Annotated in this window: 28 protein-coding genes; 8 read left to right on the forward strand and 20 right to left on the reverse strand. The window is 35.7% G+C overall.

Going from position 1 to position 22,164, the window contains the following annotated elements; genetic code table 11:
* Nucleotides 1–47: 47 nt before the first annotated feature.
* The gene (locus tag HT586_RS10460) at nucleotides 48–530 is read right to left on the reverse strand and encodes a hypothetical protein (RefSeq protein WP_096075859.1); all 483 of its coding nucleotides are present in this window, start codon (nucleotides 528–530) and stop codon (nucleotides 48–50) included.
* Between the two features lie 284 nt (nucleotides 531–814).
* Between HT586_RS10460 and HT586_RS10465 the strand changes: the two genes are divergently transcribed.
* On the forward strand, nucleotides 815–1,366 hold the full coding sequence (locus tag HT586_RS10465; RefSeq protein ID WP_096075858.1) for a thioredoxin family protein: 552 nt from the start codon (nucleotides 815–817) through the stop codon (nucleotides 1,364–1,366).
* A gap of 11 nt (nucleotides 1,367–1,377) precedes the next feature.
* On the opposite strand, the gene HT586_RS10470 is transcribed toward HT586_RS10465, so the two are convergent.
* From HT586_RS10470 to HT586_RS10485, 4 genes are all read right to left on the reverse strand, one after another.
* Complete coding sequence (locus HT586_RS10470) at nucleotides 1,378–1,854, reverse strand: DinB family protein (protein WP_096075857.1); 477 nt, start codon at nucleotides 1,852–1,854, stop codon at nucleotides 1,378–1,380.
* Nucleotides 1,847–3,481, reverse strand: coding sequence for a HelD family protein (locus HT586_RS10475; RefSeq protein ID WP_203545758.1), 1,635 nt, complete (start codon nucleotides 3,479–3,481; stop codon nucleotides 1,847–1,849). The genes HT586_RS10470 and HT586_RS10475 overlap by 8 nt, the downstream gene beginning before the upstream one ends.
* Nucleotides 3,482–3,627: 146 nt before the next feature.
* Complete coding sequence (locus tag HT586_RS10480; protein ID WP_203545759.1) at nucleotides 3,628–3,918, reverse strand: hypothetical protein; 291 nt, start codon at nucleotides 3,916–3,918, stop codon at nucleotides 3,628–3,630.
* A complete protein-coding gene (locus tag HT586_RS10485) occupies nucleotides 3,915–4,421 on the reverse strand; it encodes a hypothetical protein (protein ID WP_133354828.1) in 507 nt (168 codons plus the stop codon). Before HT586_RS10485 ends, HT586_RS10480 begins: the two co-directional genes overlap by 4 nt.
* A 72-nt stretch (nucleotides 4,422–4,493) precedes the next feature.
* Between HT586_RS10485 and HT586_RS10490 the strand changes: the two genes are divergently transcribed.
* Nucleotides 4,494–4,928, forward strand: coding sequence for a DinB family protein (locus HT586_RS10490; RefSeq protein ID WP_096075854.1), 435 nt, complete (start codon nucleotides 4,494–4,496; stop codon nucleotides 4,926–4,928).
* 31 nt (nucleotides 4,929–4,959) lie between these two features.
* Here the strand turns inward: HT586_RS10490 and HT586_RS10495 are convergent, their stop codons facing one another.
* The 4 genes from HT586_RS10495 to HT586_RS10510 all read right to left on the reverse strand — a co-directional run bounded on the left by HT586_RS10495 (nucleotide 4,960) and on the right by HT586_RS10510 (nucleotide 9,220).
* Nucleotides 4,960–6,075 (reverse strand): FAD-dependent monooxygenase, encoded by a 1,116-nt coding sequence (locus tag HT586_RS10495; RefSeq protein WP_096075853.1) that lies wholly within the window; start codon nucleotides 6,073–6,075, stop codon nucleotides 4,960–4,962.
* Nucleotides 6,076–6,090: 15 nt separating this feature from the next.
* A complete protein-coding gene (locus HT586_RS10500; RefSeq protein WP_096075852.1) occupies nucleotides 6,091–6,705 on the reverse strand; it encodes a cyclase family protein in 615 nt (204 codons plus the stop codon).
* A gap of 84 nt (nucleotides 6,706–6,789) precedes the next feature.
* Complete coding sequence (locus tag HT586_RS10505) at nucleotides 6,790–8,868, reverse strand: heavy metal translocating P-type ATPase (protein ID WP_203545760.1); 2,079 nt, start codon at nucleotides 8,866–8,868, stop codon at nucleotides 6,790–6,792.
* Entirely contained in the window at nucleotides 8,861–9,220 is a 360-nt protein-coding gene (locus tag HT586_RS10510; RefSeq protein WP_096075850.1) for an ArsR/SmtB family transcription factor, read from the reverse strand. Before HT586_RS10510 ends, HT586_RS10505 begins: the two co-directional genes overlap by 8 nt.
* A gap of 171 nt (nucleotides 9,221–9,391) precedes the next feature.
* Between HT586_RS10510 and HT586_RS10515 the strand changes: the two genes are divergently transcribed.
* On the forward strand, nucleotides 9,392–9,625 hold the full coding sequence (locus tag HT586_RS10515) for a hypothetical protein (protein WP_111715722.1): 234 nt from the start codon (nucleotides 9,392–9,394) through the stop codon (nucleotides 9,623–9,625).
* A 50-nt stretch (nucleotides 9,626–9,675) separates the two neighbouring features.
* On the opposite strand, the gene HT586_RS10520 is transcribed toward HT586_RS10515, so the two are convergent.
* From HT586_RS10520 to HT586_RS10535, 4 genes are all read right to left on the reverse strand, one after another.
* Entirely contained in the window at nucleotides 9,676–10,320 is a 645-nt protein-coding gene (locus HT586_RS10520) for a metallophosphoesterase (RefSeq protein WP_203545761.1), read from the reverse strand.
* Nucleotides 10,321–10,422: 102 nt separating this feature from the next.
* Nucleotides 10,423–11,175, reverse strand: a complete 753-nt coding sequence (locus HT586_RS10525) for a DUF4097 family beta strand repeat-containing protein (RefSeq protein ID WP_096075847.1) — start codon at nucleotides 11,173–11,175, stop codon at nucleotides 10,423–10,425.
* A complete protein-coding gene (locus HT586_RS10530) occupies nucleotides 11,172–11,732 on the reverse strand; it encodes a DUF1700 domain-containing protein (protein ID WP_157742147.1) in 561 nt (186 codons plus the stop codon). The genes HT586_RS10525 and HT586_RS10530 overlap by 4 nt, the downstream gene beginning before the upstream one ends.
* Nucleotide 11,733: 1 nt before the next feature.
* Nucleotides 11,734–12,051, reverse strand: a complete 318-nt coding sequence (locus tag HT586_RS10535; RefSeq protein WP_133354818.1) for a PadR family transcriptional regulator — start codon at nucleotides 12,049–12,051, stop codon at nucleotides 11,734–11,736.
* Between the two features lie 281 nt (nucleotides 12,052–12,332).
* Here HT586_RS10535 and HT586_RS10540 point away from each other — a divergent pair, with 281 nt between their 5' ends.
* Nucleotides 12,333–13,661: a TrkH family potassium uptake protein gene (locus HT586_RS10540; protein ID WP_096075844.1), complete on the forward strand. Its 1,329-nt coding sequence runs from the start codon at nucleotides 12,333–12,335 to the stop codon at nucleotides 13,659–13,661.
* A 38-nt stretch (nucleotides 13,662–13,699) separates the two neighbouring features.
* On the opposite strand, the gene HT586_RS10545 is transcribed toward HT586_RS10540, so the two are convergent.
* The 3 genes from HT586_RS10545 to HT586_RS10555 all read right to left on the reverse strand — a co-directional run bounded on the left by HT586_RS10545 (nucleotide 13,700) and on the right by HT586_RS10555 (nucleotide 16,686).
* Complete coding sequence (locus tag HT586_RS10545; protein WP_203545762.1) at nucleotides 13,700–14,215, reverse strand: DUF805 domain-containing protein; 516 nt, start codon at nucleotides 14,213–14,215, stop codon at nucleotides 13,700–13,702.
* Nucleotides 14,205–15,167 (reverse strand): hypothetical protein, encoded by a 963-nt coding sequence (locus HT586_RS10550; protein WP_203545763.1) that lies wholly within the window; start codon nucleotides 15,165–15,167, stop codon nucleotides 14,205–14,207. Before HT586_RS10550 ends, HT586_RS10545 begins: the two co-directional genes overlap by 11 nt.
* Before the next feature lie 118 nt (nucleotides 15,168–15,285).
* Entirely contained in the window at nucleotides 15,286–16,686 is a 1,401-nt protein-coding gene (locus HT586_RS10555) for a dihydrolipoyl dehydrogenase family protein (RefSeq protein ID WP_203545764.1), read from the reverse strand.
* Between the two features lie 417 nt (nucleotides 16,687–17,103).
* Here HT586_RS10555 and HT586_RS12545 point away from each other — a divergent pair, with 417 nt between their 5' ends.
* Nucleotides 17,104–17,226 carry a hypothetical protein gene (locus tag HT586_RS12545; RefSeq protein ID WP_257790032.1) on the forward strand — a complete coding sequence of 41 codons (123 nt, stop codon included), beginning with the start codon at nucleotides 17,104–17,106 and terminating at the stop codon, nucleotides 17,224–17,226.
* A 76-nt stretch (nucleotides 17,227–17,302) separates the two neighbouring features.
* Nucleotides 17,303–18,139 (forward strand): hypothetical protein, encoded by an 837-nt coding sequence (locus HT586_RS10560; protein WP_203545765.1) that lies wholly within the window; start codon nucleotides 17,303–17,305, stop codon nucleotides 18,137–18,139.
* A 69-nt stretch (nucleotides 18,140–18,208) separates the two neighbouring features.
* Here the strand turns inward: HT586_RS10560 and HT586_RS10565 are convergent, their stop codons facing one another.
* Both HT586_RS10565 and HT586_RS10570 read right to left on the reverse strand, forming a co-directional pair.
* Entirely contained in the window at nucleotides 18,209–18,631 is a 423-nt protein-coding gene (locus tag HT586_RS10565) for a hypothetical protein (protein WP_203545766.1), read from the reverse strand.
* Nucleotides 18,632–18,666: 35 nt separating this feature from the next.
* On the reverse strand, nucleotides 18,667–19,206 hold the full coding sequence (locus HT586_RS10570; protein ID WP_203545767.1) for a hypothetical protein: 540 nt from the start codon (nucleotides 19,204–19,206) through the stop codon (nucleotides 18,667–18,669).
* 105 nt (nucleotides 19,207–19,311) lie between these two features.
* On the opposite strand from HT586_RS10570, the gene HT586_RS10575 reads away from it, so the two are divergent.
* Complete coding sequence (locus tag HT586_RS10575) at nucleotides 19,312–20,064, forward strand: GNAT family N-acetyltransferase (protein ID WP_203545768.1); 753 nt, start codon at nucleotides 19,312–19,314, stop codon at nucleotides 20,062–20,064.
* Between the two features lie 29 nt (nucleotides 20,065–20,093).
* On the opposite strand, the gene HT586_RS10580 is transcribed toward HT586_RS10575, so the two are convergent.
* Together HT586_RS10580 and HT586_RS10585 are read right to left on the reverse strand one after the other, a co-directional pair.
* Nucleotides 20,094–20,498 (reverse strand): HNH endonuclease family protein, encoded by a 405-nt coding sequence (locus tag HT586_RS10580; protein ID WP_188018452.1) that lies wholly within the window; start codon nucleotides 20,496–20,498, stop codon nucleotides 20,094–20,096.
* 58 nt (nucleotides 20,499–20,556) lie between these two features.
* Complete coding sequence (locus HT586_RS10585; protein WP_203545769.1) at nucleotides 20,557–20,808, reverse strand: hypothetical protein; 252 nt, start codon at nucleotides 20,806–20,808, stop codon at nucleotides 20,557–20,559.
* Between the two features lie 195 nt (nucleotides 20,809–21,003).
* Between HT586_RS10585 and HT586_RS10590 the strand changes: the two genes are divergently transcribed.
* Nucleotides 21,004–22,161 (forward strand): hypothetical protein, encoded by a 1,158-nt coding sequence (locus HT586_RS10590; protein ID WP_203545770.1) that lies wholly within the window; start codon nucleotides 21,004–21,006, stop codon nucleotides 22,159–22,161.
* Nucleotides 22,162–22,164: the final 3 nt, after the last annotated feature.

Below are 22,164 nucleotides of genomic sequence, written 5' to 3' on the forward strand. Positions count from 1 at the left end.
AACCGAAGTAAATGAAAACAAAAAAGATGAGGCGACGATGTCACCTCTTACTCTGCAAATATTTCTATTCTTTTTACTTTATTATCTCTAAAGACAAATTTCATACCGATATGATGCTCTTTATCCTTATAATGAAATTGTGTCTGCTGTTTGGGTAATAACGACTTTTTATAAGTATTTCCGTATGCATCGATAACCTCTTGTTTCGAACTATCGATTGTAACATCACGACTCGTTTTAACTGCGGGGTTCTTAAATAAAGATACTGCTGTGATATGATTGTTTTTATTATCTTTTCTAATGATCAACCCTCTGCGTTTAACAGATCGATAAAATGTTCTACCTTCTAACTGAATACGTGCATCTTTCACAAAATCTTTATCTTTTTCTTCATACTTTTCACCAATTTTAACATCACCTAAGCGTTCTTCACTTAAATCATTGTCAGGCGTAGTACAATAGTTATATAACCATAATGCGATGCTGACACTTAGTATGAGCACGATAATAATTGATACGTATTTTTTCATACTTCTCACACTTTCCTATTTTTATCTCTACTAATATACCATAAAATTACAAATGTTGAAAATAAAAAAAAGATGGGTAGTTAAACTACCCATAGAGAAGACTTACATGTATGAAAAATTATTAGCTAAGATAAGTGTATCACTTCACATCATGCTAAACATCCGTATATACCGTAATATTTATGAATTTATGTTCATTTATTTAGTGAAAATAATATCTTTTGTTTGATTATTCTGATATTGTTATAATACATTTATATTATTAAAGCTTACAGGAGGCACTTATGACGACTTTAATCGAATATTTTAATCAAGGCTTATCTTTAGAGCAATATATTAACCAAATGGAAGTAAATAAAGCAGAAATGCATAAAATCTATGAAACTTTTGAATTACCTGCAGATGATCCACGTTTACAAACTGTAAAAGACAAACACTTAAAGGCCATCGTCATCACTGAAGATTGGTGTGGTGACGCGATGATGAACTTACCTGTGCTGATGAAAATTGCGGAAGCGACAGATATGCCGTTAAGCATTAGTTTACGTGATTCAAATCCATCATTGATGGATCAGTATTTAACAAATGGAGGACGTTCTATTCCAAAATTTGTCTTCCTGGATGAATCGGGTAAAGAATATACAAACTGGGGTCCTCGCGCTGAGAAAGTTCAAAATTTTGTTATGGTTTTACGTAAAGATTTACCTGCTAAAGATGATAAACTTTTTGAATCTAAACAAAAAGAAGTCCACCATCAAATTCATGAAAAATATAAAAATACACCTGAATTCTGGAATGAAGTATACGAATCAATTATGGAACAGCTGACAAAATAGTCAGCTGTTTTTTATTCAAATAAATTACTTAATCCTTCATCATCACCAAATTGTCTAACCGCACTATACAGCTGTGCTCTATGATGTGTTAAATGCGTCAAAATAACGAGTAACCAGTCTAAATATGTTTGACGTGTCTGCCAATATGTCATTTTCATATTAAGCATTTCATCTTCTTCAAGCTGATTATAAAAATCATGAAGCATATTCATGCTGAGTTCAAGTCTCGCTTCAAAAACCTCTATTGATGTCACTTCTTTTTGCCAGTAGTGATAATAATCATCCATTTCAGACTTCTCTGCACCTTTGATAAGCATTACATCAGCTTCAGGTATCAATGCAATATGTGTTAGCAATTCAAAGCAAGTTCTGCCACCCGGATAGATTTCCTGTTCTAACATAAATATATCTACTTTGTTTGCAAGCATTTTTATACTTTCTACCTGAAATTCGATTTGCCTAAATATCGGTTCTATAATACTAATCATTGATATCACCTACCAAATAAAGATGACGTGTCGCTCTACTGGCGATTGTATATAAAAGTAACTGATCTTGCTCCCGATCATACTGATTAAACCCGACAATAAATACATGCGAGAATTCAAACCCTTTGGCCATATAATTCGGCATGATAACTTTTCCTTTAGTGAATGTATATTGATCGTGCGTTAATAAAGTACATCCCTTTAAAGTCTGGGCTATCTTATTAGCATGTCGAACGTCACGTGCGATAATGGCGACACTTTCAGATTGCAATGCTTCTACAGTATTAACAAACGCTTCGTAATCTAGTTCTAATACATCTTCGCCTTGAACACCTAAAGACTCTGTATCATTGTTACCTATCAAACCTTTCGTAAATTCAGTAATTTGAACTGTAGAGCGATAAGATTTTGTTAAATGAATGACATTGATGTCATCTGGTAATTCAAATGTCACTGCAGGATGTACAATTTGATTACTATCGCCGAGCATCGTCTTTCGTGCATTGGGATAGACCGCACTAATTGCAGCTAATTGGACGACTGAATAATCCTGCACCTCATCAATAATGATGTGCTGCATCATACTTTCTCTGTGCAATCCCTTTATCTTAACTGATAAATATAGCAATGGCGCTATATCTTCATAATACATTTGTTTGTTTCTAAATTGATTGAGTGTTGCTTCGTATGCTTTCTGATCTATCGACTTTAATATATTGAGATAAATACGTTCAATATTGATAAACTGAATATCTTTAATATATTGTTTCAGCACTTTATATTGCTTTGTCTTTTCACGTTTAGCACGCTTCTCAAGTTCTTCATCTGTACCGATATATCGCGTTACTTTCTTTAATGCTTTCGTTCTGTCTTTTATCGCTTGCTGTAAATGTTCCTCGTAAATCGGCTCTAATTCTACCTGAATTTTTTTAAGTCGTGCATCAATCGGAGATTCACCAAATTTATCATAAAATAAATAAGATAGATGCTCTTTCGTTACAAAAGGTGTGCCTCCAATTGTTAATATATTAAATTTAATATTTTTCACTGCAATCGATGCAATCTTTTGATCCATCTTTTGTAACAGTAACTTACTATTTTTAATTTTAAATAACGCTCGTGCGTGATCATCTGCATGACGCATGCGCTCAATATTTTGAAATAACGATTCGACATGAAAGTGACGACGATTCATTTTATCTTTTAACCTGAAAAAGCTCGTCGCATTAATCGGTGCTTCTCCTAACTCCGGTAATACATCAGATATATAATCGCCGAACATCTCATTCGGTGTAATAAACAGCATATGTTCTGATGTCATTTTATTTCTATGTAAATATAGAAGGTAGGCAACACGCTGCATTGCAATCGACGTTTTACCTGATCCTGGTGGTCCTAACACTAAAATATCATGATTTGAAGTCATGCGTATAATTGCATTCTGATCCTGCTGAATCGTTGTAACGATAGATTTCATCTTATCTTTCGCACTATCAACGAGCAGATGCTGCAGTGCATCATCACCAATATATATTTCTGAATCGAAAACATCTAACAGACGCCCTTGTTCAATAACAATCTGTATACGTGACAACACATCTACGACTTGTGTACCGACAGACGGCACATTATAGCTTATTTCACCAAGTTGGTTCTCATAATATGTACTGGCAATCGGTGTTCTCCAGTCATAGATTATGAGATCTCCTGTTGAAGGATCCTTCAGGCTATTTAATCCGATATAAAACTTTTCTGTTTCATGCTCGTCATCATTTAAAGTGACAGCACCAAAATAAGGACGATTTTTATCTTATTAATCTGCTGTGTGACCTTATTTCGGTTAACCTGAATTTCTTCTTGTAATTTTAAAGAAGGTAGTACTTGCGAATATTCAATCTGCGCATCATCAGAAATTTCTGTACCGAGCTCTTCAAAAGCAAAGCGGCGTTCTTCGATGAGTTCAGTCGTAGATTTTGTGAGCTCTCCGGTTAATTTATTCTGAATAATATCAATTAAAGCATGCACTGCTGTTAAATGTTTCGTTTCACTCTGTTTTAAGTTCAATCTATAGCCTCCTCGTGCATGACGCGATTTAAATGCGAACGTCTCAATCTTTTATGTTTAAGCAGTGTCCCAAATTCTCGCGGCGTTAAATAGGATAATCGAATATGAAAATAATTGATGTATCCAACGATCGCAAAGCAAAGCAATAAAGCACTTAACAATAAATATCGTTCACTTGTCATGACCCCATAGAAAAATATCATACTACAAATCATGATGAGTATAATAGATACACGCTTAAATAATATGAACAAATGCGGTTTAATCGTCATATGCATCTTACCACGCTTCTTTACTACGTCATACATCAGTTTCCAGAAGTACGCACCAATAGCAAGAATAAAACATAACGTTATGAGCGGAAAAGCAATATGGAGGCTACGTGCCATTTCCTGATATTCATGATTGAAACAACAGTACATCCAGATAAGAAAGAACATTACACTTGAAAAGCCTTCACCCGTGTATAAACTTTTTAATTCTTTAATCAATGAATTTTGCATTGTTTCTCCTTTTTATGTCATAAATATATGCTTTCAGGGTATAAGTAACTATCAAACTGTGAGGTGAACCGAATGAATAACAATAATAATCAAATTTATACAGAAGTAAAATCTTCAAGAGATGAATTACTCAGCCAAATCCAAAAATTAAGCGCGTCACAATTTAACTATAATTTCGGATCAAAGTTTAAAAGTATCAAATACAATTTACTCCAAATCGCTTATGCATATCATGAAGGCTTAGATCAACATAAAGACCAGATTGGTGATTACGAGCTATTTAAAGAAAAAGGTCACACATTAAATTTCTATGATGTAGAAAATTATTTCGATAACATTGATTATGCAATCGAACAAAATCCAGTACATCCTAACGATGTGATGCCACTTATCTTCAATGAATATGAGTTACGTGGTAAAATTCGTTTCTTAATGACTTTCTTTGAAGTGCTTGATAACAATCTGGATCAGGAAATTCAAAATTTAAAAGTGACTAGACTTAATTAAAAAAGCTCATGATGAGCTTTTTTATTTTGTATTAATTAATATGACGATGACTTAAGAAGAATGTTTGTTTCTCTAAAAATGATAAAGGTACTAATTTCAACGCTTTGTTTCTTGCTTTAATAAGTGTTTTATTTTCTAGTTGTGCTGATTTACCGATTTGACGTGATTTTAAAATCACCTTTTTCGTGTGATTTACACTTAATTTATCATATGCTTTTAATGCTTCATCTATCGGATACTTTTTGAGTTGATTCGCCAGACATACCGCATCTTCCATAGCGAGTGATGCGCCCTGTCCCATATTAGGTGTTGTTGCATGTGCTGCATCCCCTAACAATACGACGCGGCCTTTATAAAATGTCTTCAATGGATTGATATCATAAATATCATGTTGAATAGGATCTCCGACAGTCTTTTCAAGCGTTTCTAACACAGCATCAGGGAATGATTTAAAGTATTGCAACAGTTTCTTCTTATTATAATTTCTAAATTCTGTATCTCTTTCTTCGGCATTCATACAGCAGAACCAATACACTTGATTATCTTTCAGTGGTACGATACCAAACCTACCTGCATCTCCCCAATACTCAAGCGCAACTTTATGATCAACAGATACTGCCTTACTCGTTCCTCTAAAACACGTGTAACCTTGATAGATTGCTTCACTATCTTTAAACATCTGTCGTCTAATGTTAGAATGTACGCCATCAGCTGCGATAATTAAATCATACTGATATTTGGCACCATCCTGTAATATTAAAGCTGGATTATTAAAGTCTTTAATACCTACAACATCTTTTATTAAATGGATATCGGCATCATTATGCTGCAATAAAATATCATGTAGTTGCTCACGCTGAATCGTTATATTTTCTTCTTCTGATAATGATAATATAAGCGTATTTAATAGCTCATCGTTATCTGTTCTAAACTGACATTCAATTAACGGGTTTCCCGCTGCACGAATATCTTCGTCTATTCCATACTGTTTCAAAGCACGTATAGCATTACCGCCAACACCTAAACCAACACCGAGCTGTTTCAATACATGGCGCTTTTCTAATATATCCACCTCATGTCCGGCAGACTTTAGAGCAATTGCAGCAGTTAAACCGCCAATACCTGCCCCGATAATACCAATGCGCATGTAACTCACCTCATCTTATAATTTCTTTTTTACAACTGCACGAATTGGACTGGCATCAGCTTCTATCTTAAGTGGCAACCCAATAAAATCATAATACCCTACCCTCACTTTATTTAATTCTAAATTTTCTATAATCAATATTTGATTTTCTAAACAAGCTTTGTGTGCATCGAGCGTTTCATTATCTACTGTATCTATACTTGGCATATCCGTGCCAATCACTTCAACACCAAGGTCTCCGAGATAATGAATGGCAGCACTTTCAAAGGTCATGAAGTCTCCTAAAAATACACTTTGATCTTTGCTGTATACTGACTTAAACAATACAATTGGCTTATCAATCACAAAGTCCTCTAATAATTTCTGAGTAACAATTTCCTCATCGATTAATTCAATCACCTGCGCTTCACCGATTAAGCGATTAATATCAATCTCATCGATCGTTACGCCTTCATGGTCATAGTGAAAAGGTGCATCTAAATGTGTACCAGTATGTAAACTCATTTTAATACTGCCTACGTTGGCACCAGTTTGACCTTCTAACTGACTATCCATCTGATACACAAAAGGCTGATCCCCTGGCCATGTTGCTATACCCTGCTTTAATGTCTGAGAAATATCAATCCACATAAAAACCCCTCACCTTCAACTGTCTGTTTTACTTACATTATAACGTAGGCACGGCCTTTTTACAGTTTTATGGTGAGGGATGCATTATTTATGTTTCAGTAATCTTAAACTGTTTAAAGTAACGAGTAATGTCGCACCCATATCAGCAAATATCGCTATCCATAACGTTAACCAGCCTGGAATAACGAGTAATATCGCAATTAATTTAAGTCCCAAAGCAAAACCGATATTTTGTTTGATGATATTTAATGTACGCTTGCTTAGGCGAATCACTTTCGGTAAATCGCTTAAATCATCCTTCATAAATGTAATATCAGCAGTCTCAATCGCAGTATCAGTTGCTGCACCGCCCATTGAGAATCCTACGTCTGCCTGTGCGAGTGCCGGTGCGTCATTCACACCATCACCAACCATGGCAATGTGACTTCCTTTTCGCTGATAGTCTTTAATTAATTTCAACTTATCTTCAGGTAATAACTCTGAGTGCACGTGTGTGATAGATAAAGAGTTTCCGATTGCATCGGCTACAGCTTTATTATCACCTGTGAGCATCAGTGTCTCTATTCCTTCTTTATTCAACCTGCGCACGACATCTTTTGATTCATCACGAAGTGTATCCTGAATAAAGAAGACAGCTATTATACGCTCTTCTGTGCCGAACAATACTTTTGTTGCGCCACTCCTATTTGTTTCAGCAAGTTTCTGTGCATCAGTCTCATTTACATTAAAGAATTTCGGTTGTCCGATACGATATTTTTTATCTTTATAACTACCTTGTACCCCTTTAGCGGTAACAACTTCATAATCTGTTAACTTAACAGTTTCACAATCCGTTAGACTGTTCACGATTGCTTTACTTAATGGATGTCCGGCATCTTTTTCAAGGGTATAGATAACATTTTTTTCGTCTTGCGTTAGTACTGTGAAATCAACACGTTCTACAACCACAGGCTCTCCTTTAGTTAATGTGCCTGTCTTATCAAAAGCAATCGTATCGATATGACCTGCGTTCTCTAAATGAATACCACCTTTTATTAAAATACCACGACGTGCAGCACTACCAATTGCGGTAACGATCGCAACCGGTGTTGAGACAACAAGCGCACATGGACAACCTACAACGAGTACTGATAAACCTTGGTAAAGATAATGTTTGAAGTCGCCACCAAATAATGGTGGGATTACGATTACAAGCAATGCTATGAGCATAATGAGCGGTGTATAGTATTTCGCAAACTTATCTACAAATTTCTGTGTCGGTGCTTTCTCACTTTGCGCTTCTTCCACAAGATGAATCATCTTCGCAAGCTTTGTTTCATGGCTGCGTTTAGTAACTCGCACTTCTAACTGTCCAGATTCATTCAGTGTTCCTGAGTATACTTCGTCATCCATTCCCTTTGTAACAGGGATACTTTCGCCTGTAATACTTGCCTGATTAACATTGCTCTGACCATTTATTACAACACCATCAATCGGTACTTTCTTACCTGGCAGTATGCGCACGACGTCATCAATGCTTAAATCTTCTACAGCAACTTCTGCATATTCATTACCAATTCGCTTTAATGCCATGTCAGGTGTGAGATCAATCAGACTCTGAATGCTGTCACGCGATTTCTCCATCGCGTATCCTTCAAGCGCTTCACTTATTGCAAATAACAGAACGACCATGGCACCTTCCTGTACTTCGCCAATTAACATCGCACCAATAATTGCAATCGTCATTAAGACGTTCATATCAAAGTTTAATTTGAACAGTTGTTTCATACCTTCCATAAATAATGAATAACCACCGATTGCAATCGCTGCGATAAAGATTACTTTCGTATACAGACTATCTTCACCAACATTAAAACCTGTGATTAAGCCCGCAATAAACAGAATTAAAGCAATGGCAAATGGTAAATGCGCTTTATTCTTATAAAATGGAACTTTCTTTGTACGTTTTACATTCGCCGGACGTACTTTAATATGATCAAATTTCCCCGCCGCTTCTAACTGTTCAACAGTGACGTCACCCGTTACATTCAATTTCGCAGCCCCAAAATTTAAATCCACTGTATCTACACCAGGAATCGCTTCAATATTTTTCACAAATTTTGCTGCACAGTTCGTACAGCTCAAACCTTCCAGACGATATGTTTCCTCTTTCTCTTTACTCATCAGATTCACCCCCATGCGCTAATGCTGTACGGATCAATGTCTTAATATGATCATCTTTCAAACGATAGAATGCATTTTTACCTTCCTTTCTAAAATCAAGCACTTTCGCCTGATTTAAATATCTGAGATGGTGACTTGTCGTAGCGACACTCGCATCCAGTATATTTGCCAGGTCACATACACATAATTCATCTTCGAGCAATAAACTAAAGCAAATCTTCAAGCGTTTCTCATCTGCTAAGGCTTTATAAATAACAAGCACTGGATTTAAATCAACTAAATCCTGTTGTGATTTCACACGCTTTACCTTCTCAACATCAAACAAATATAAATCACAAGTATCTTGAGCCATCTACAACACTCCATTCACAATATATCTTACTGTCATTCAAATATTTATTTGAATATAGTATAACGCATTATACATATTCAAACAATCATTTGAATGAAATGTTTATTAACTTTTAATAAGGGAATACTGACTAATGAATAAATAATATTTTAAAAGGAGCTTTTAATTTAAATGGATGCAGAAAGCAATTATTTAAACATTGAAATTCAATTAGACAACGGTGAAACAGTAAACCATCAGGAGTTCTTTACGACCGATGAAAAGATCGCATTTAATAACTTCATTAAGAAACTTGATTTAAATGAGACAGGCTTTTTACCGATTAACGATGAATCATCAACTTGCTCAATTAATATCGATAAAATCGTAAAAATTACACCAAAAGACGTTAAAAATATGGGCTAACCATTATAAATACTAAAAGAGAGCGGATAAAATATCCGCTCTCTTTCCGTTTAATAATCACTCTTCAATATTTTCTCAATATACGTTCTAACCAATTTACCATTCTTATTAATGACGACTGCAGCAAGCGCATCATGATTCCCTGCTCCGGCATCAATGTTTAACGTATTGTATTGTTTTAAATATATCGGCTTCCCAATTTCAGTTGGTGTATGTCCAATGACCTGAAGCTTCTTCATCTTTTTAAGCTTACCGCGGAAACGTAACACACTCCACATACTCTCTGTATTAAACTTTCTAAACCCTAAAAAGTTAACGCCCGCATGAGATACATACAGCACACCATTCTCGTGAAACAACGGTAAATCCCGCATCCATCTTGCATCATCTATATGTTTATCACATAATTCATAATCTTCTATCGTATGCTTATAATTCTCTTTCATGTCTGACTTTGACGTTCCATTAAAAATATACTGCGCCATTTGATACTCGTGATTGCCCTGAATACAAATTGTATTCGGATAATCCTGCTGAAGCTTGCGTACACAGCGAACAACCTCTTTAGAATGTTTTCCTTTATTGATATAATCTCCGACAAAGATCAGCTGCTCATCTTTTGGATTCCAGTGCTTTAGTATTTTCTTTAATGTATTGTAACACCCATGTATATCGCCAACTAAAAAATAGTTCATTATTAACATCCTTAATGTTTGAATTTCTCTTAGATGATTATAAAGGAGTTTCAAAGCATTCTAAAGTTAAGATTATGTTAAAAAATATCCCTTTAAAATTAATTATTCTACGTCTACCGTTAAATCACCCATATCTGTTTCGAGGTCAATGGTGTGTTCTCCTTTACCAACAGTACCACCTTTAGGAATAGCATCATTTAATTCAACGTCACCCATATTGCTATCAGTAGTGACATTCACGTTGTCCGGTTTTTCTTTATAATAGATTGAAGCATCTCCAACATTGACGTCACCTTTAATATTGGCATCTTTATCAACATTTCTTAACGTTAGTTCACCAACATCGACACTAAACTGAATATCATCAGCATTCATCTCCTCAACGTTTATTTCTCCGACATTCATATCAAATTTAGCAAGTTTGGCATCTAACTTATCAATATTGATCTCCCCGACATTTGATTCAATCATAAATTCATCATATTGTTGTTGTGGTAAGTGAAGTATTACTTTCATATTGTTCTGTTCCTGATTGAATCCGAAGTTAAAGTCAACATCGATACCACTTGATTCGCCACCAGAAATATATAGCGTGTCATCTTTTACTGTATACTTTATTTGATTTTCATTTTTTGCATGCTTGATATCAATATGCGTTTTATTATCATCAGACTGTTTCACATCTAACATCAATGTATTAACATCTATAGCCACCTTCTGATATTCATCAGTAAGTACTTCGTTATGATTATACTGTCCGTAACTACTTCCAAAGCCAAACATCATACTACACACTGCCATCCCTATCATTCCGATAACCATCAAACTTATTGCGACAATTAAAAGTTTCTTCATGACGATTTACCTCCCTGAATGATATTTTTATTGAATTGAATATATTGAACGATAAAACGGTTCACAAACTGCATCACTTTAAATAAAATTATGCCAAATAATAAGCCTAATCCTACACAAAATACCGTCATAAATATTTCAAAACCATTGACTGCGCTCGCACCATTAAAGAAAAGATCTAGTATTAAAAAGAATGGTGATATGATTAACATTAGTGCTCCAAAAGCAAACGAGACCATAATACTAACGTAAATAACGAACGGAATGAGCAATATAAATAAATTTAAAAAACTTAAACCTACAATCGAGAATATCATCTGTGCTACATTTGACGTGCTCGGATCTGTCTTTGCTTTCGATACATGATACATCGCTCGCAGTTCTTTACCAACTTGAACCGGATCTCCTAGTTCATTAATGATTTCTGCCTCACTTTTACCATCTATCGCGCCATCTTCAAAATGTGATTCATATTCAAACATTAAAGATTCATATTCACCTTGAGGTAAACCATTCAATTCTTTACTTAACGTATTTAAATATTGTTGTCTATTCATATTATTCTCCCCCTCTCTTAATAAGTGCATCTACCGCTTCAACCATACCGTACCATTCTGTTTTTAAATGCTGTAAATGAACCTTTCCTTCATTAGTAATCGTGTAATATTTCCTTGCCGGACCACCTGACGTCTTACCCATATAAGTATCCAGATAACCTTCCGATACTAAACGACGCAACATCGGATATAGCGTGCCATCAGCAATGGAAAGATGTTGTGAAATACTTTGTGATAAGTCATAACCGTATTGATCCTTTACCAATATCTCCTGTAAAACGACGAGCTCAAGTACACCTTTTTTTAACTGAACGTTCATAGTCCGCCTCCTCTCACTATTAGATAATACGATATAGTGATGTAAAAAAATAAGTCGTGTTGCTTATTGTGATCAGATAATATTTTCTATCTCTTTTACAACTATATCGTAACATCTACTAGTGAATAATTCAATATAGTTCGATTGCATTAATATATTTATTTATATCAATAAAAATTAATTAATAAATGTCTTTTCAAAATATTAAAATTTGAATTGTATTTTCTGTAACTATCATGTACGCTATTCTTACTTAATCATTCTAAAAAAGAGGATGCCAAATGGAGAAAAAAAATAAAGTAAGTACAAGAAATCCATATTTAGTTATTATCAGTGCATTCTTAGTCTTTCTTACGATCGGTACTTTATTACTTTATATGCCATTCTCTCAGAAACAACCTACATCATTTGTAGATTGTCTGTTTATTGCTACAAGTGCATTTACTGTTACCGGATTGGCAACAATTGATATAACAGCCAACTTCAATTATATCGGCTATATCATCATTATGATACTTGTACAGGCTGGTGGTCTCGGGATTATTACGTTGGCCATGATCGTATTTATCATGCTCGGTAAGAAGGTAGGATTCAAAGGAAGATCACTCGCAACCGAAGCCTTAAACCAACAGAATACAGGCGGAATCATACGTCTCGTACTCATACTTTTCTCAGTCAGTTTAATCTTTGAAAGTATCGGTGCATTGTTACTCTGTCTGGAATGGATTCCTCAACTAGGGTTTAAAAGAGGATTATTTCATAGCGTCTTCACTGCTGTCAGTGCGTTTAACAATGCAGGGTTTGCCTTGCATAGCGATAACTTAGTACAATTCAGAACAAATCCAGTCATCAACTTCATCATTACAAGTTTAATCATCATCGGTGGAATCGGGTTTACAGTTATTCTTGATCTATACAAAACAAAGCACTTTAAAAAACTAAGAGTGCATACGAAAGTGATGTTATTCAGTACATTAATTATTAACTTTTGTGCAACACTCATCATCTTTATACTCGAATATGGCAATAAAGCAACGCTTGGTGGGCATTCAACGTTTGATCAGTTCCAAATGGCTTATTTCCAGGCGATCACGACGAGAACAGCGGGATTTAATACGATTGATATCGGTGCTCTAACAACACCAACCATCCTTATTGTGATGCTGCTCATGTTTATCGGTGGTGGACCAACATCAACTGCCGGTGGTATTAAATTGACAACAACCGTCGTTATCATATTTGGTACGTTAAGCTTTATCAAACAAAGAGCACATTTAAGTTTATTTAAACGTACGATTGATCCAAGATTTTTATTTAAAAGTTTAGCGATTGCAGTATTGAGCTCAGGATTCTGTTTTACGATTGTCTTCTGTCTCGTGCTGGCAGAACCAAATCTACCGTTCTTACCACTCATGTTTGAAGTTATTTCAGCATTCGGTACAGTCGGTCTGACGATGGGGATTACCGGTAAACTCTCGGTCATCGGTAAACTCCTTATCATCCTGATGATGATGATCGGTAAAGTTGGTGTACTGACAATCGTCCTTACATTCTCTAGACCAAATAAACAACTTTATAGCTATCCAAAAGAAGATATCTTAACAGGATAAAAAAATTCGTAGCCATTAAAAGGCTACGAATTTTTTCTTTAATATACAGTTTGTTTCGGATCTTCTCCGTATTTATTTGGACCATGATTACCACGGATGAAGTTGCAGATAAATAAGAATAACCAAGGCAGTGATAAAAGAAGTGTCAACATCAGCATCGGTGCCAACCCGCCCTTATCGGTGAAATCAATCGGTAAAATAGGATAAACGTGCGTAAAAATGAAACTAAGCACAACGTCGACTGTCATGATTACAATCGCAACTTTACCGTTAATATTAATATCCTGCAAGCGACGACTTGCCTGAGCCATTGCAGGAATCGTATTAATATATGGGAATAATGTCGTTACGAAAAATCGGTAATGTTCGCTTAAATTCGCTTTATAGCTTGAAATTACATCGATAATCATAATTAACAATCCAATCACTAATTCAATGATGATTGTCGCTAATAAATTTAACCAGTATTCTCTACGTCGTGCACGTCCAGAGAATTGAAAACCTTTCGTCCAATATGCAATGACCGCATCTTTCATCGACATATTATTTTGCATGACCTTCACCTCTTACCTTCACCGCGATATGCATATCTCCATCTTTTAACTGGTTTGCTATTTTCTCAAACTTATCACTCGATTGCTGGAATCTCAACGTGTAATTTACATTATACACTTGTTCTTCTGCTTTAATATCCGCAATACTATCTGTTTCAATTGTAAAACGTTCATACTTACCAGCAGTATATTGGTTATCTTTCAAGCTTACCGGGATAATTGTATATTCTTTAAAGATATCAATCTGATTTCTATAAACATAGAAGTTCATTTGTTTAGATTGCATCACACCGATCAGTTTTCCGAAATCATCTTTTTTCACGGCATTCACCGCTTCTTTTTCAGTTGCATATGATTTCATCGCGTTTTGCATACCTATTTTACGCTTATCATCATCAAACCAAACACCATTTCTACCAACTGTGATAACACCTTCCTTCGGTGTTAAAGATATACTTAGACCATGTTTGCCATCGTCATCCATCATCTGTTTATCATCATCAGAAACGTCGCCAAACTTCCCAACTTTAAAATCAAATGTCCCTGCCTCACTATTTACTTTCCATGAATTCTGTTCAAATTTATTATTGACTTCTATTAATTCTAGTTTGTTATCAGGGTACGTTAAATAAGTATCATTGGCGTTATTAATTTCAATCAATCCTGTATATAAATAGTCTGACTTTCTATAGAAACTTTCAAACATCTGCAGAATATAATAATGATTATTCGGCAATTTATAAATGCGAGAAGATCTGGATGCGACATCCATACCTGCTTCCGTTAAATTGTTTTCCATATCATTAACAGCATCATCATAACTTCCTAAATCACTCATATCACCATACAGTTTTGTCTCATCGAACTTATTACCTAACACATAATCCTTCGTATCCAGTACAGCACCTAAGGCAAGTATCGCGATTAATATACCTAACAATATCTTTTTCATCATCCATCTCCTATAGGCATTTGTTATTTTTACCATTAATTCATATTAGTACTAAATGTCATAAAAAGTCAATATACATTAAAAAAGTGCAAAAGACTAATGTCTTTCGCACTTTATGTTATAAATCGATATCCACGCCCATCATATGCATGCCAAGAAGCTGGATAACACCACTTGATGCACTTGGAAATGCAAATATCATCTTATTTACTTCCCGCCCACTCATTTTCTTATTAATAATCAGTGTTAGAATATTGATTAAATCATCTGCTGCACTGCCATAGATTACAGCACCTTTCAATCTATTGCGTCCATCAAGCACGACTTTCATTTCAGCATCACGTTCATGCTTATACTGAAATTCCAGCTGTTCCCCAAATTTAATCGTCTTCACTTTATATCCCGACTTCTTACTCGCCTCTTCTATGGTCATACCAACGTGTGCAATTCGAGGAAGTGAATACACGACATTTGGAATCGCTGGATATTTAATCGGTAATAACTTTAATGCCTTTAGCGGGAATTTCTTCTTGTCTGCATCGCTTCCTAAAATATTTAATGCAATATAGTTCGATTCGAATGTTGCCGTCGGTGTTAATTTCGGTGTTTTCTTACTAACAACATCTCCACTGGCATAGATGTTTGGCACAGATGTCTGCATGAACTTGTTGACTTTAATACCTTGCTTATCGTAATCCACACCCACTTGCTCTAATCCGATACCTTCCACATTCGGTACACGCCCTGTTGCATCTACAACGTAATCTGTATATAGTTCAAAGCCTTTGTCGTCAGTGAACTTCAAACCATCCTCTGTCTGTTCAAGCTTATTGACATCAATATTCAGGTGGAATGTCACACCTTCATCTTCCAGCTTCTTGACCAGTTTCTGTACATATGGCTGATGATATTGCTTCAGCACAGTATCAGAATGACCAATCACCGACACTTCACTGCCCATCTTCGCAGCAATTGAAGCGAACTCTATGCTGATATAACCACCGCCCAGGAAGGTGATGCGTTCAGGGAACGTATCCAGCTCCATAAAGTCGGTACTGTTGTGCATGAGTTCCTTACCATCAATATCTAGTAAATGACTACGCTGTCCCGTTGCAAGCACGATGAACTTCCCGTGGTATTCTGTTCCATCAACGCTCACCGTGTGCGCATCTTTCAGCAGCCCTTCACCTTTGATAATATCAATGCCCTGATCTTTGAAGATTTGTTCCAATCCTTCATGCATCGGATTAATCGTCTCGCGTTTATAATCCATTAACTTCGACCAGTTCACTTGAGGGAACGTATCTACAATATCACCATAATGCTTGAGAGACTCAATCGCTTCAAATGGCCCCTCTAATAAGATTTTAGGATTACACCCATAATTCGTACACGTACCAGCAATCTTATCTTTTTCAATTATCGCTACACGCTTCTTCATCTGGTTCAAGATAAGTGCGCCGTGCCATGCTGCATGACCACTTCCGATATAAATCACATCATAATGTTTATTGTTCATATATTCCCCACCTCAACTTTATATTATTGTTCTCAATCATACTAATATAATAACACCTAAGATTAAGTTACAACAAAGGTTATGATTTATTATTCAACAATAATACTAGAAACGCTTTATAATATAACCTTCCTCTATCAAAGAACGTCCTAGAGATTCGCATTCAATCCACACCTTATTCTCATGTGCTATATGGAAAGATGAGTTCCAGTACGCCGACAAATACTGCTGAACCAAAATCCAGCATAAACAAACCCTTATATGACTTGTAATATTCAAAGAATGATTACATATGAGTTCCCTCTACCTTTTAATATAATATGTAAGTTTTAACATAGTACAGAAAGGTATTTGATATAGATGTCCTTTTAAATTTTATTTGCAAAGATAGAGGGTATAATAATATACAAATAAGCGATGCATCTGAATAATAAGATTGGATACAAAGATATCAATATTACGATGCAAAATGCAAAAGGTATGGACGCAAATGACCCGGCAATTATAATGCAGGACTATCATGCAAAGTATGATAATTAGATTAACTACGAAGCTAGCGAACTAAACACCTAAAAGACTTATCCTATATACATATTACTGTTCGAAAGGATGCGCTATGACAAATACATCACGAAATAAACTTATTATTATATGCTTCAGCTTAATCGTTCTGATTACTCTATTCATTATCATCACGAATAAAACGAAGCATGTTGTAACCCACAAAGCAAATAATCCTGAACAATTCACTACGAGTGATGGTACGCAGATTAACTATCTTATCTACCCTGCAAAACACGCAAAAGGAACGTTGCTCTGGCTACATGGTGACGGGGCAGCAGAATTTTATGAACCTGATACAAAGTATTATCTGGAAGGACCACACGGCATAAAACAGGTAGCTGCAGCACATCAATTAACGCTCATTGTACCGAAGACGTCGAGTAAGGACGAGACTTGGTGGACAAACGGGGAGCATAATAATGAATATCTCGTCGAGCTTATTCGCACATTACCAGATCACGACAACTTATGGATCGGGTCATTCTCGGGCGGTTCTGAAGAAGTGGCATACTGGTTGCTTCATGATTTGAAGAAAGCAGGTGTGAAACGTGGTGGTGCCGTGTTATTTGGTGGCGGGGGATCACCTAAGTCTGAAGGTATTACAGATACATTACCTAAAAGTGACGTCATCCAGGAATCATTCCCATTAACATGGATTGTGGGAGAACATGATGATGGTACTGACAAATACGCAAAAGGCTTTAATACATTAAAGAAAAGTAAGGAAAGTGAGGCTTTCTATCGAAGTCAGGGATGGGATACAAAACGTATCGTGCTGGAAGGTTATGGTCATTTAATTTCTAAAGATGATGAAGGGTTATACGGTAAATATTTAGACGATGTTTTAAATGGTAAGCGTGATGAGATTAAGTCATTACCCAAGAAATAAAAGGCTTAATACAAATAAACTGCACCCTGAACGTTTGCCTTAAAATCTAACTTTCGGGGTGCATTCTATTCACTTCAATATGGATTTCTCTTTTATTTCTTTTATCTCCTGTCTATCAACAATATGCCTCATGTTCGTACCTACCGCTGCACCGAAAATAGCAACGGTAAAATTGAACAACCATGATGTATCCATATCATTCATCTTGTAATACATATGCAATAACAAAGAGAAAATCAATATTACTGCAAGCACTGTATATTCGTACTTCTTCTGTGCTACACGTTGCTCTAACCCTGCCAGTCGATTTCTATGAAGTAACTGCCTGAGTCTCGTTTCGTGAGAAATGATAAAGAATGGTCCAATTAAAACTACTATAAGAAAAGTAAATATAAACGGTTCCTGCTGCACGCCACTATCAATCAATAACCATAATAACATCACTACAATAATTCCGTAGATAAGATAATTTAGCCATAGTTTCTTCGTCATATTACGACCACCTTTCTATATGTTTTAATATAACTTCACTGATTAAAATGCTCGATATCCTCAAGATCATAGTCTTCATACAATTTGTCACGGTCAGTCGGTTTATTCTTATTGTTTGCAAACCACGGTATTAAAATGATGAGTAATATGCCGACGGTACTCGTACTATGCATAATAACGTTAGAATAATAACTATAAGCATAGATTAAAGGTAAACCTATGCATCCAAGCGCTAAATACACAGCTGGTGACTTCCTTAGAAATCTGAATCGTTTTATCTCTGTAGATAAAGATGATAAATACAAGAATACGAAGAAAAAGATAATAGCACTAAAGCGTTTGAACTGATCCAGTGCCTCTAGACGTTCTGCTTCTTTCAGCGACAAATCGTGATAAGGATAACCACTGAATATATCTTTAAATAAATAGATCATGAATAATGCAAGTATAATAAAAGCACATATTTGCGGAATAAGCATCAGCTTCTTATACAGATGAAACGGCAGTTCTCCTTTAAAGTTAAATAAATTCTTTATAAAATATTGAAATGTTCTCTTGAAATCCTTTTTATCCATGTAGCACCTCTTTTATCATATTAATACCATTTTAATACAATTACTGTAAAATATATAGTGTATATAAAATCATGTATAATAAATAATAAAAAGCGAGGTAATAACATGCTGTCATTTAAAGATACACATAATAGTGCGGACATATTAGAAGAAAGCGCCCGTTATATTCACTATCATACGCCGAGCCAGTTAATTAAGTATTACGCAAACTACTTCGAATATAAAGAGATGCCGACACTAGAACTATTTAAAGAAGATTTATCGTATCAGCGTGATTTTCATAAGAAATATCATCAACAGCACCTACTATTCATCTTTCCTGACAACGAAGTGATTCCGGAATCAATTGTCGCTTATGCGAAATCCCATGGTTGTAACCTAGAGATGATGGAATTGTATGAACTAAAGCATCCGAAACAGTTAAGACGTAACGATGAGGTCGTTTGCGAGGTAGTTACACAGGACGGACCAATATTCGATGACTTCCTAAAGGTCTGTGCAGCTGGAGAAATCGAGTACGGAGAAGACTTTGTAAAGCTGAAAGACGAGACACATAGACGTGATTTGTTAAAGCATAACATACTACAGATTGTCGCATACATAGACAATATGCCTGCAGGTAAGATAGAAGCGATTATAGAAGACGAGACGGTAGAAATCGATGACTTCTATGTGATTGAAACGTATCGTAAACGTGGTATCGGGAGTCGTCTGCAAGAAGCGGTGTATGACTTGGCACATGGCAAGCAGGTATTCCTTATTGCAGATGGAAATGACACCGCACGCGATATGTATCAGCGACAAGGTTATGAAAAGATAGCTGAACGCTATGAACTGTTGCTGGCGCCACACAATTAAGCCTCATTCAATAAATAAAGCCGATTCGATTATGAATCGGCTTTTCTAATATCATTATCTATTATCGCTATCATTTCATCACAATGACATTTAACCTTTTCTTTACTCCACCCTAATTTTTTCGTTATATGTGCCATAATTTCCAGTTTCAAGCTTTGGTTAATGATATGCTCAACTTTAGCTTTCTCTTCCGGTATACGATTGGAGAACATTGAATTGCCACTTACTGATATAAGTGCGAGATTACCGAAGCTATTTAATTCATCGTGTTCATCCCATATATCTCCATTCAAAGGATGTTGTGGATAGAAATGTTCAATCGAGTTTCTAAACTGGAACTCCCAGTTTGATAACTTAGTAATAACTTGCTTTTGTTCATCTTCATACCCATCTCTGTACAATAGAAAATCCAGATAATTAAATACGATAGAAATTCATAATCCCTAGTCGTATACAAATAAACCGCAATCTCTAACGACTGCGATTTCCATCCTACTCCACTGTATCTTCTTCAACACTCGTTTCACTATCATATATTTCCTCTGATGACTCTTCGGGTTCTTCTTCACTCTCAGTATCATAATCTTCTTCCCTATCAGTCCTTTCCTCTGTGTCACTTTCTGAACTGTCGACATCGTCCTCTTTATAGGCATCAAGGTATGCAATGAATCCCATAAGTCTAAGGTACGCTAAGTACACTTCTAATTCTTCTTTAGAGATTTTGCTTTTTTCTTCAATGTTCATACTGATTTCATCAAACTTCTTCTGGTCTAAGTCTTCCAGTAAAGTCGCTGTTCATATATTCAGAGATAACTATTGAATTTATATCTTCTTTTCTCAAATAATTTTCTTAATCCACAGAATTTTCAGTTTTATTGTTGACATAACGCTTTAAAGTGTTAAACTAATCAGTAATTTAAATTTGAAAGGACTGATGTCATGATTAAAGAACCAATCATTGCAACAACCATGCTATTCGCTTTAATAGCGCTTGGAGAAATTATTTCCATCTACACGCGTGCGCGTGTTCCTATGTTATTAACCGCTATGTTAGGATTCCTCGTTTTATCATGGCTCGGCGTATTTCCACCTAAAATACTTGAATATTCTACAGTCCCAGCATTAGGTGCTGTACTTATCGGTCCTTTGATCTTACATATGGGCACAATTATGCCGCTTCATGTTCTCAAGTCACAATGGAAAGCCGTTATCATCTCTTTATCCGGTTTAGTTGGTGCAACGATTCTTATTCTCGGTATTATCACCCCTATCTACGGTTTTCCGACTGCGGCTAGTGGTCTTGGGCCAGTTGCTGGTGGTGTTATCGCTTTACTGATCACTAATGAGAAGTTAACTGCGCTTGGTATGTCTGCTTTAATTGTAGTGCCCTCACTTGTACAGGCATTACAAGGGGTTATCGGCATGCCGCTTGCTTCGCATTTCATGAATCAATATGTGAAGCAGGATTATATTCATCGATTAAGAAACACGCCTGCAGATCTGCGTGCTTTAACTGATGATACTTATGCACAATCTAAGATTTCGGTTTTAAATAATAATACGATTCGTTTGTTTATTGTCTTTGTATTTGCAGCTATAGGTGTATGGTTAGGTAAAGTAACTGGTATTCATTTCACCATTTTCTGTTTATTTTTCGGTGTACTTTTATTAAATACTAAAGTGTTGCCTCAGAATACGTTAGAGAAGGCGAATTCTCTTAATTTCTTTATCATTGCAGTAATATTTGTAGTTATCGGTTCAATGGGTGGTGTCAAGCCTGAGGATGTTATGAAGAATATCTTACCTGTGCTTTGTATATTAGGCTTAGGTGCGCTCGGTATTGTATTAGGCGGCTTTGTTGCTTCAAAGCTACTGAAGTGGCCGATTCATAAAGGAATGCCTGTTGCTTTAACTGCATTGTTCGGTTTCCCTGGAGATTATATATTATGTCAGGAAGTTGCACGTAGCCACGGACAGACGGATGAAGAAGTTGAAAGTATTTTGAACGAGCTTGTCACTCCGATGCTAATAGGTGGTTTTGTGACAGTTACGATTTCTTCTGTTATTATCGCGAATGTTGTTATGGATTTAATATAAGTT

Origin of the sequence: Macrococcoides bohemicum (assembly GCF_016865215.1) — a bacterium.
Lineage (GTDB): Bacteria > Bacillota > Bacilli > Staphylococcales > Staphylococcaceae > Macrococcoides > Macrococcoides bohemicum.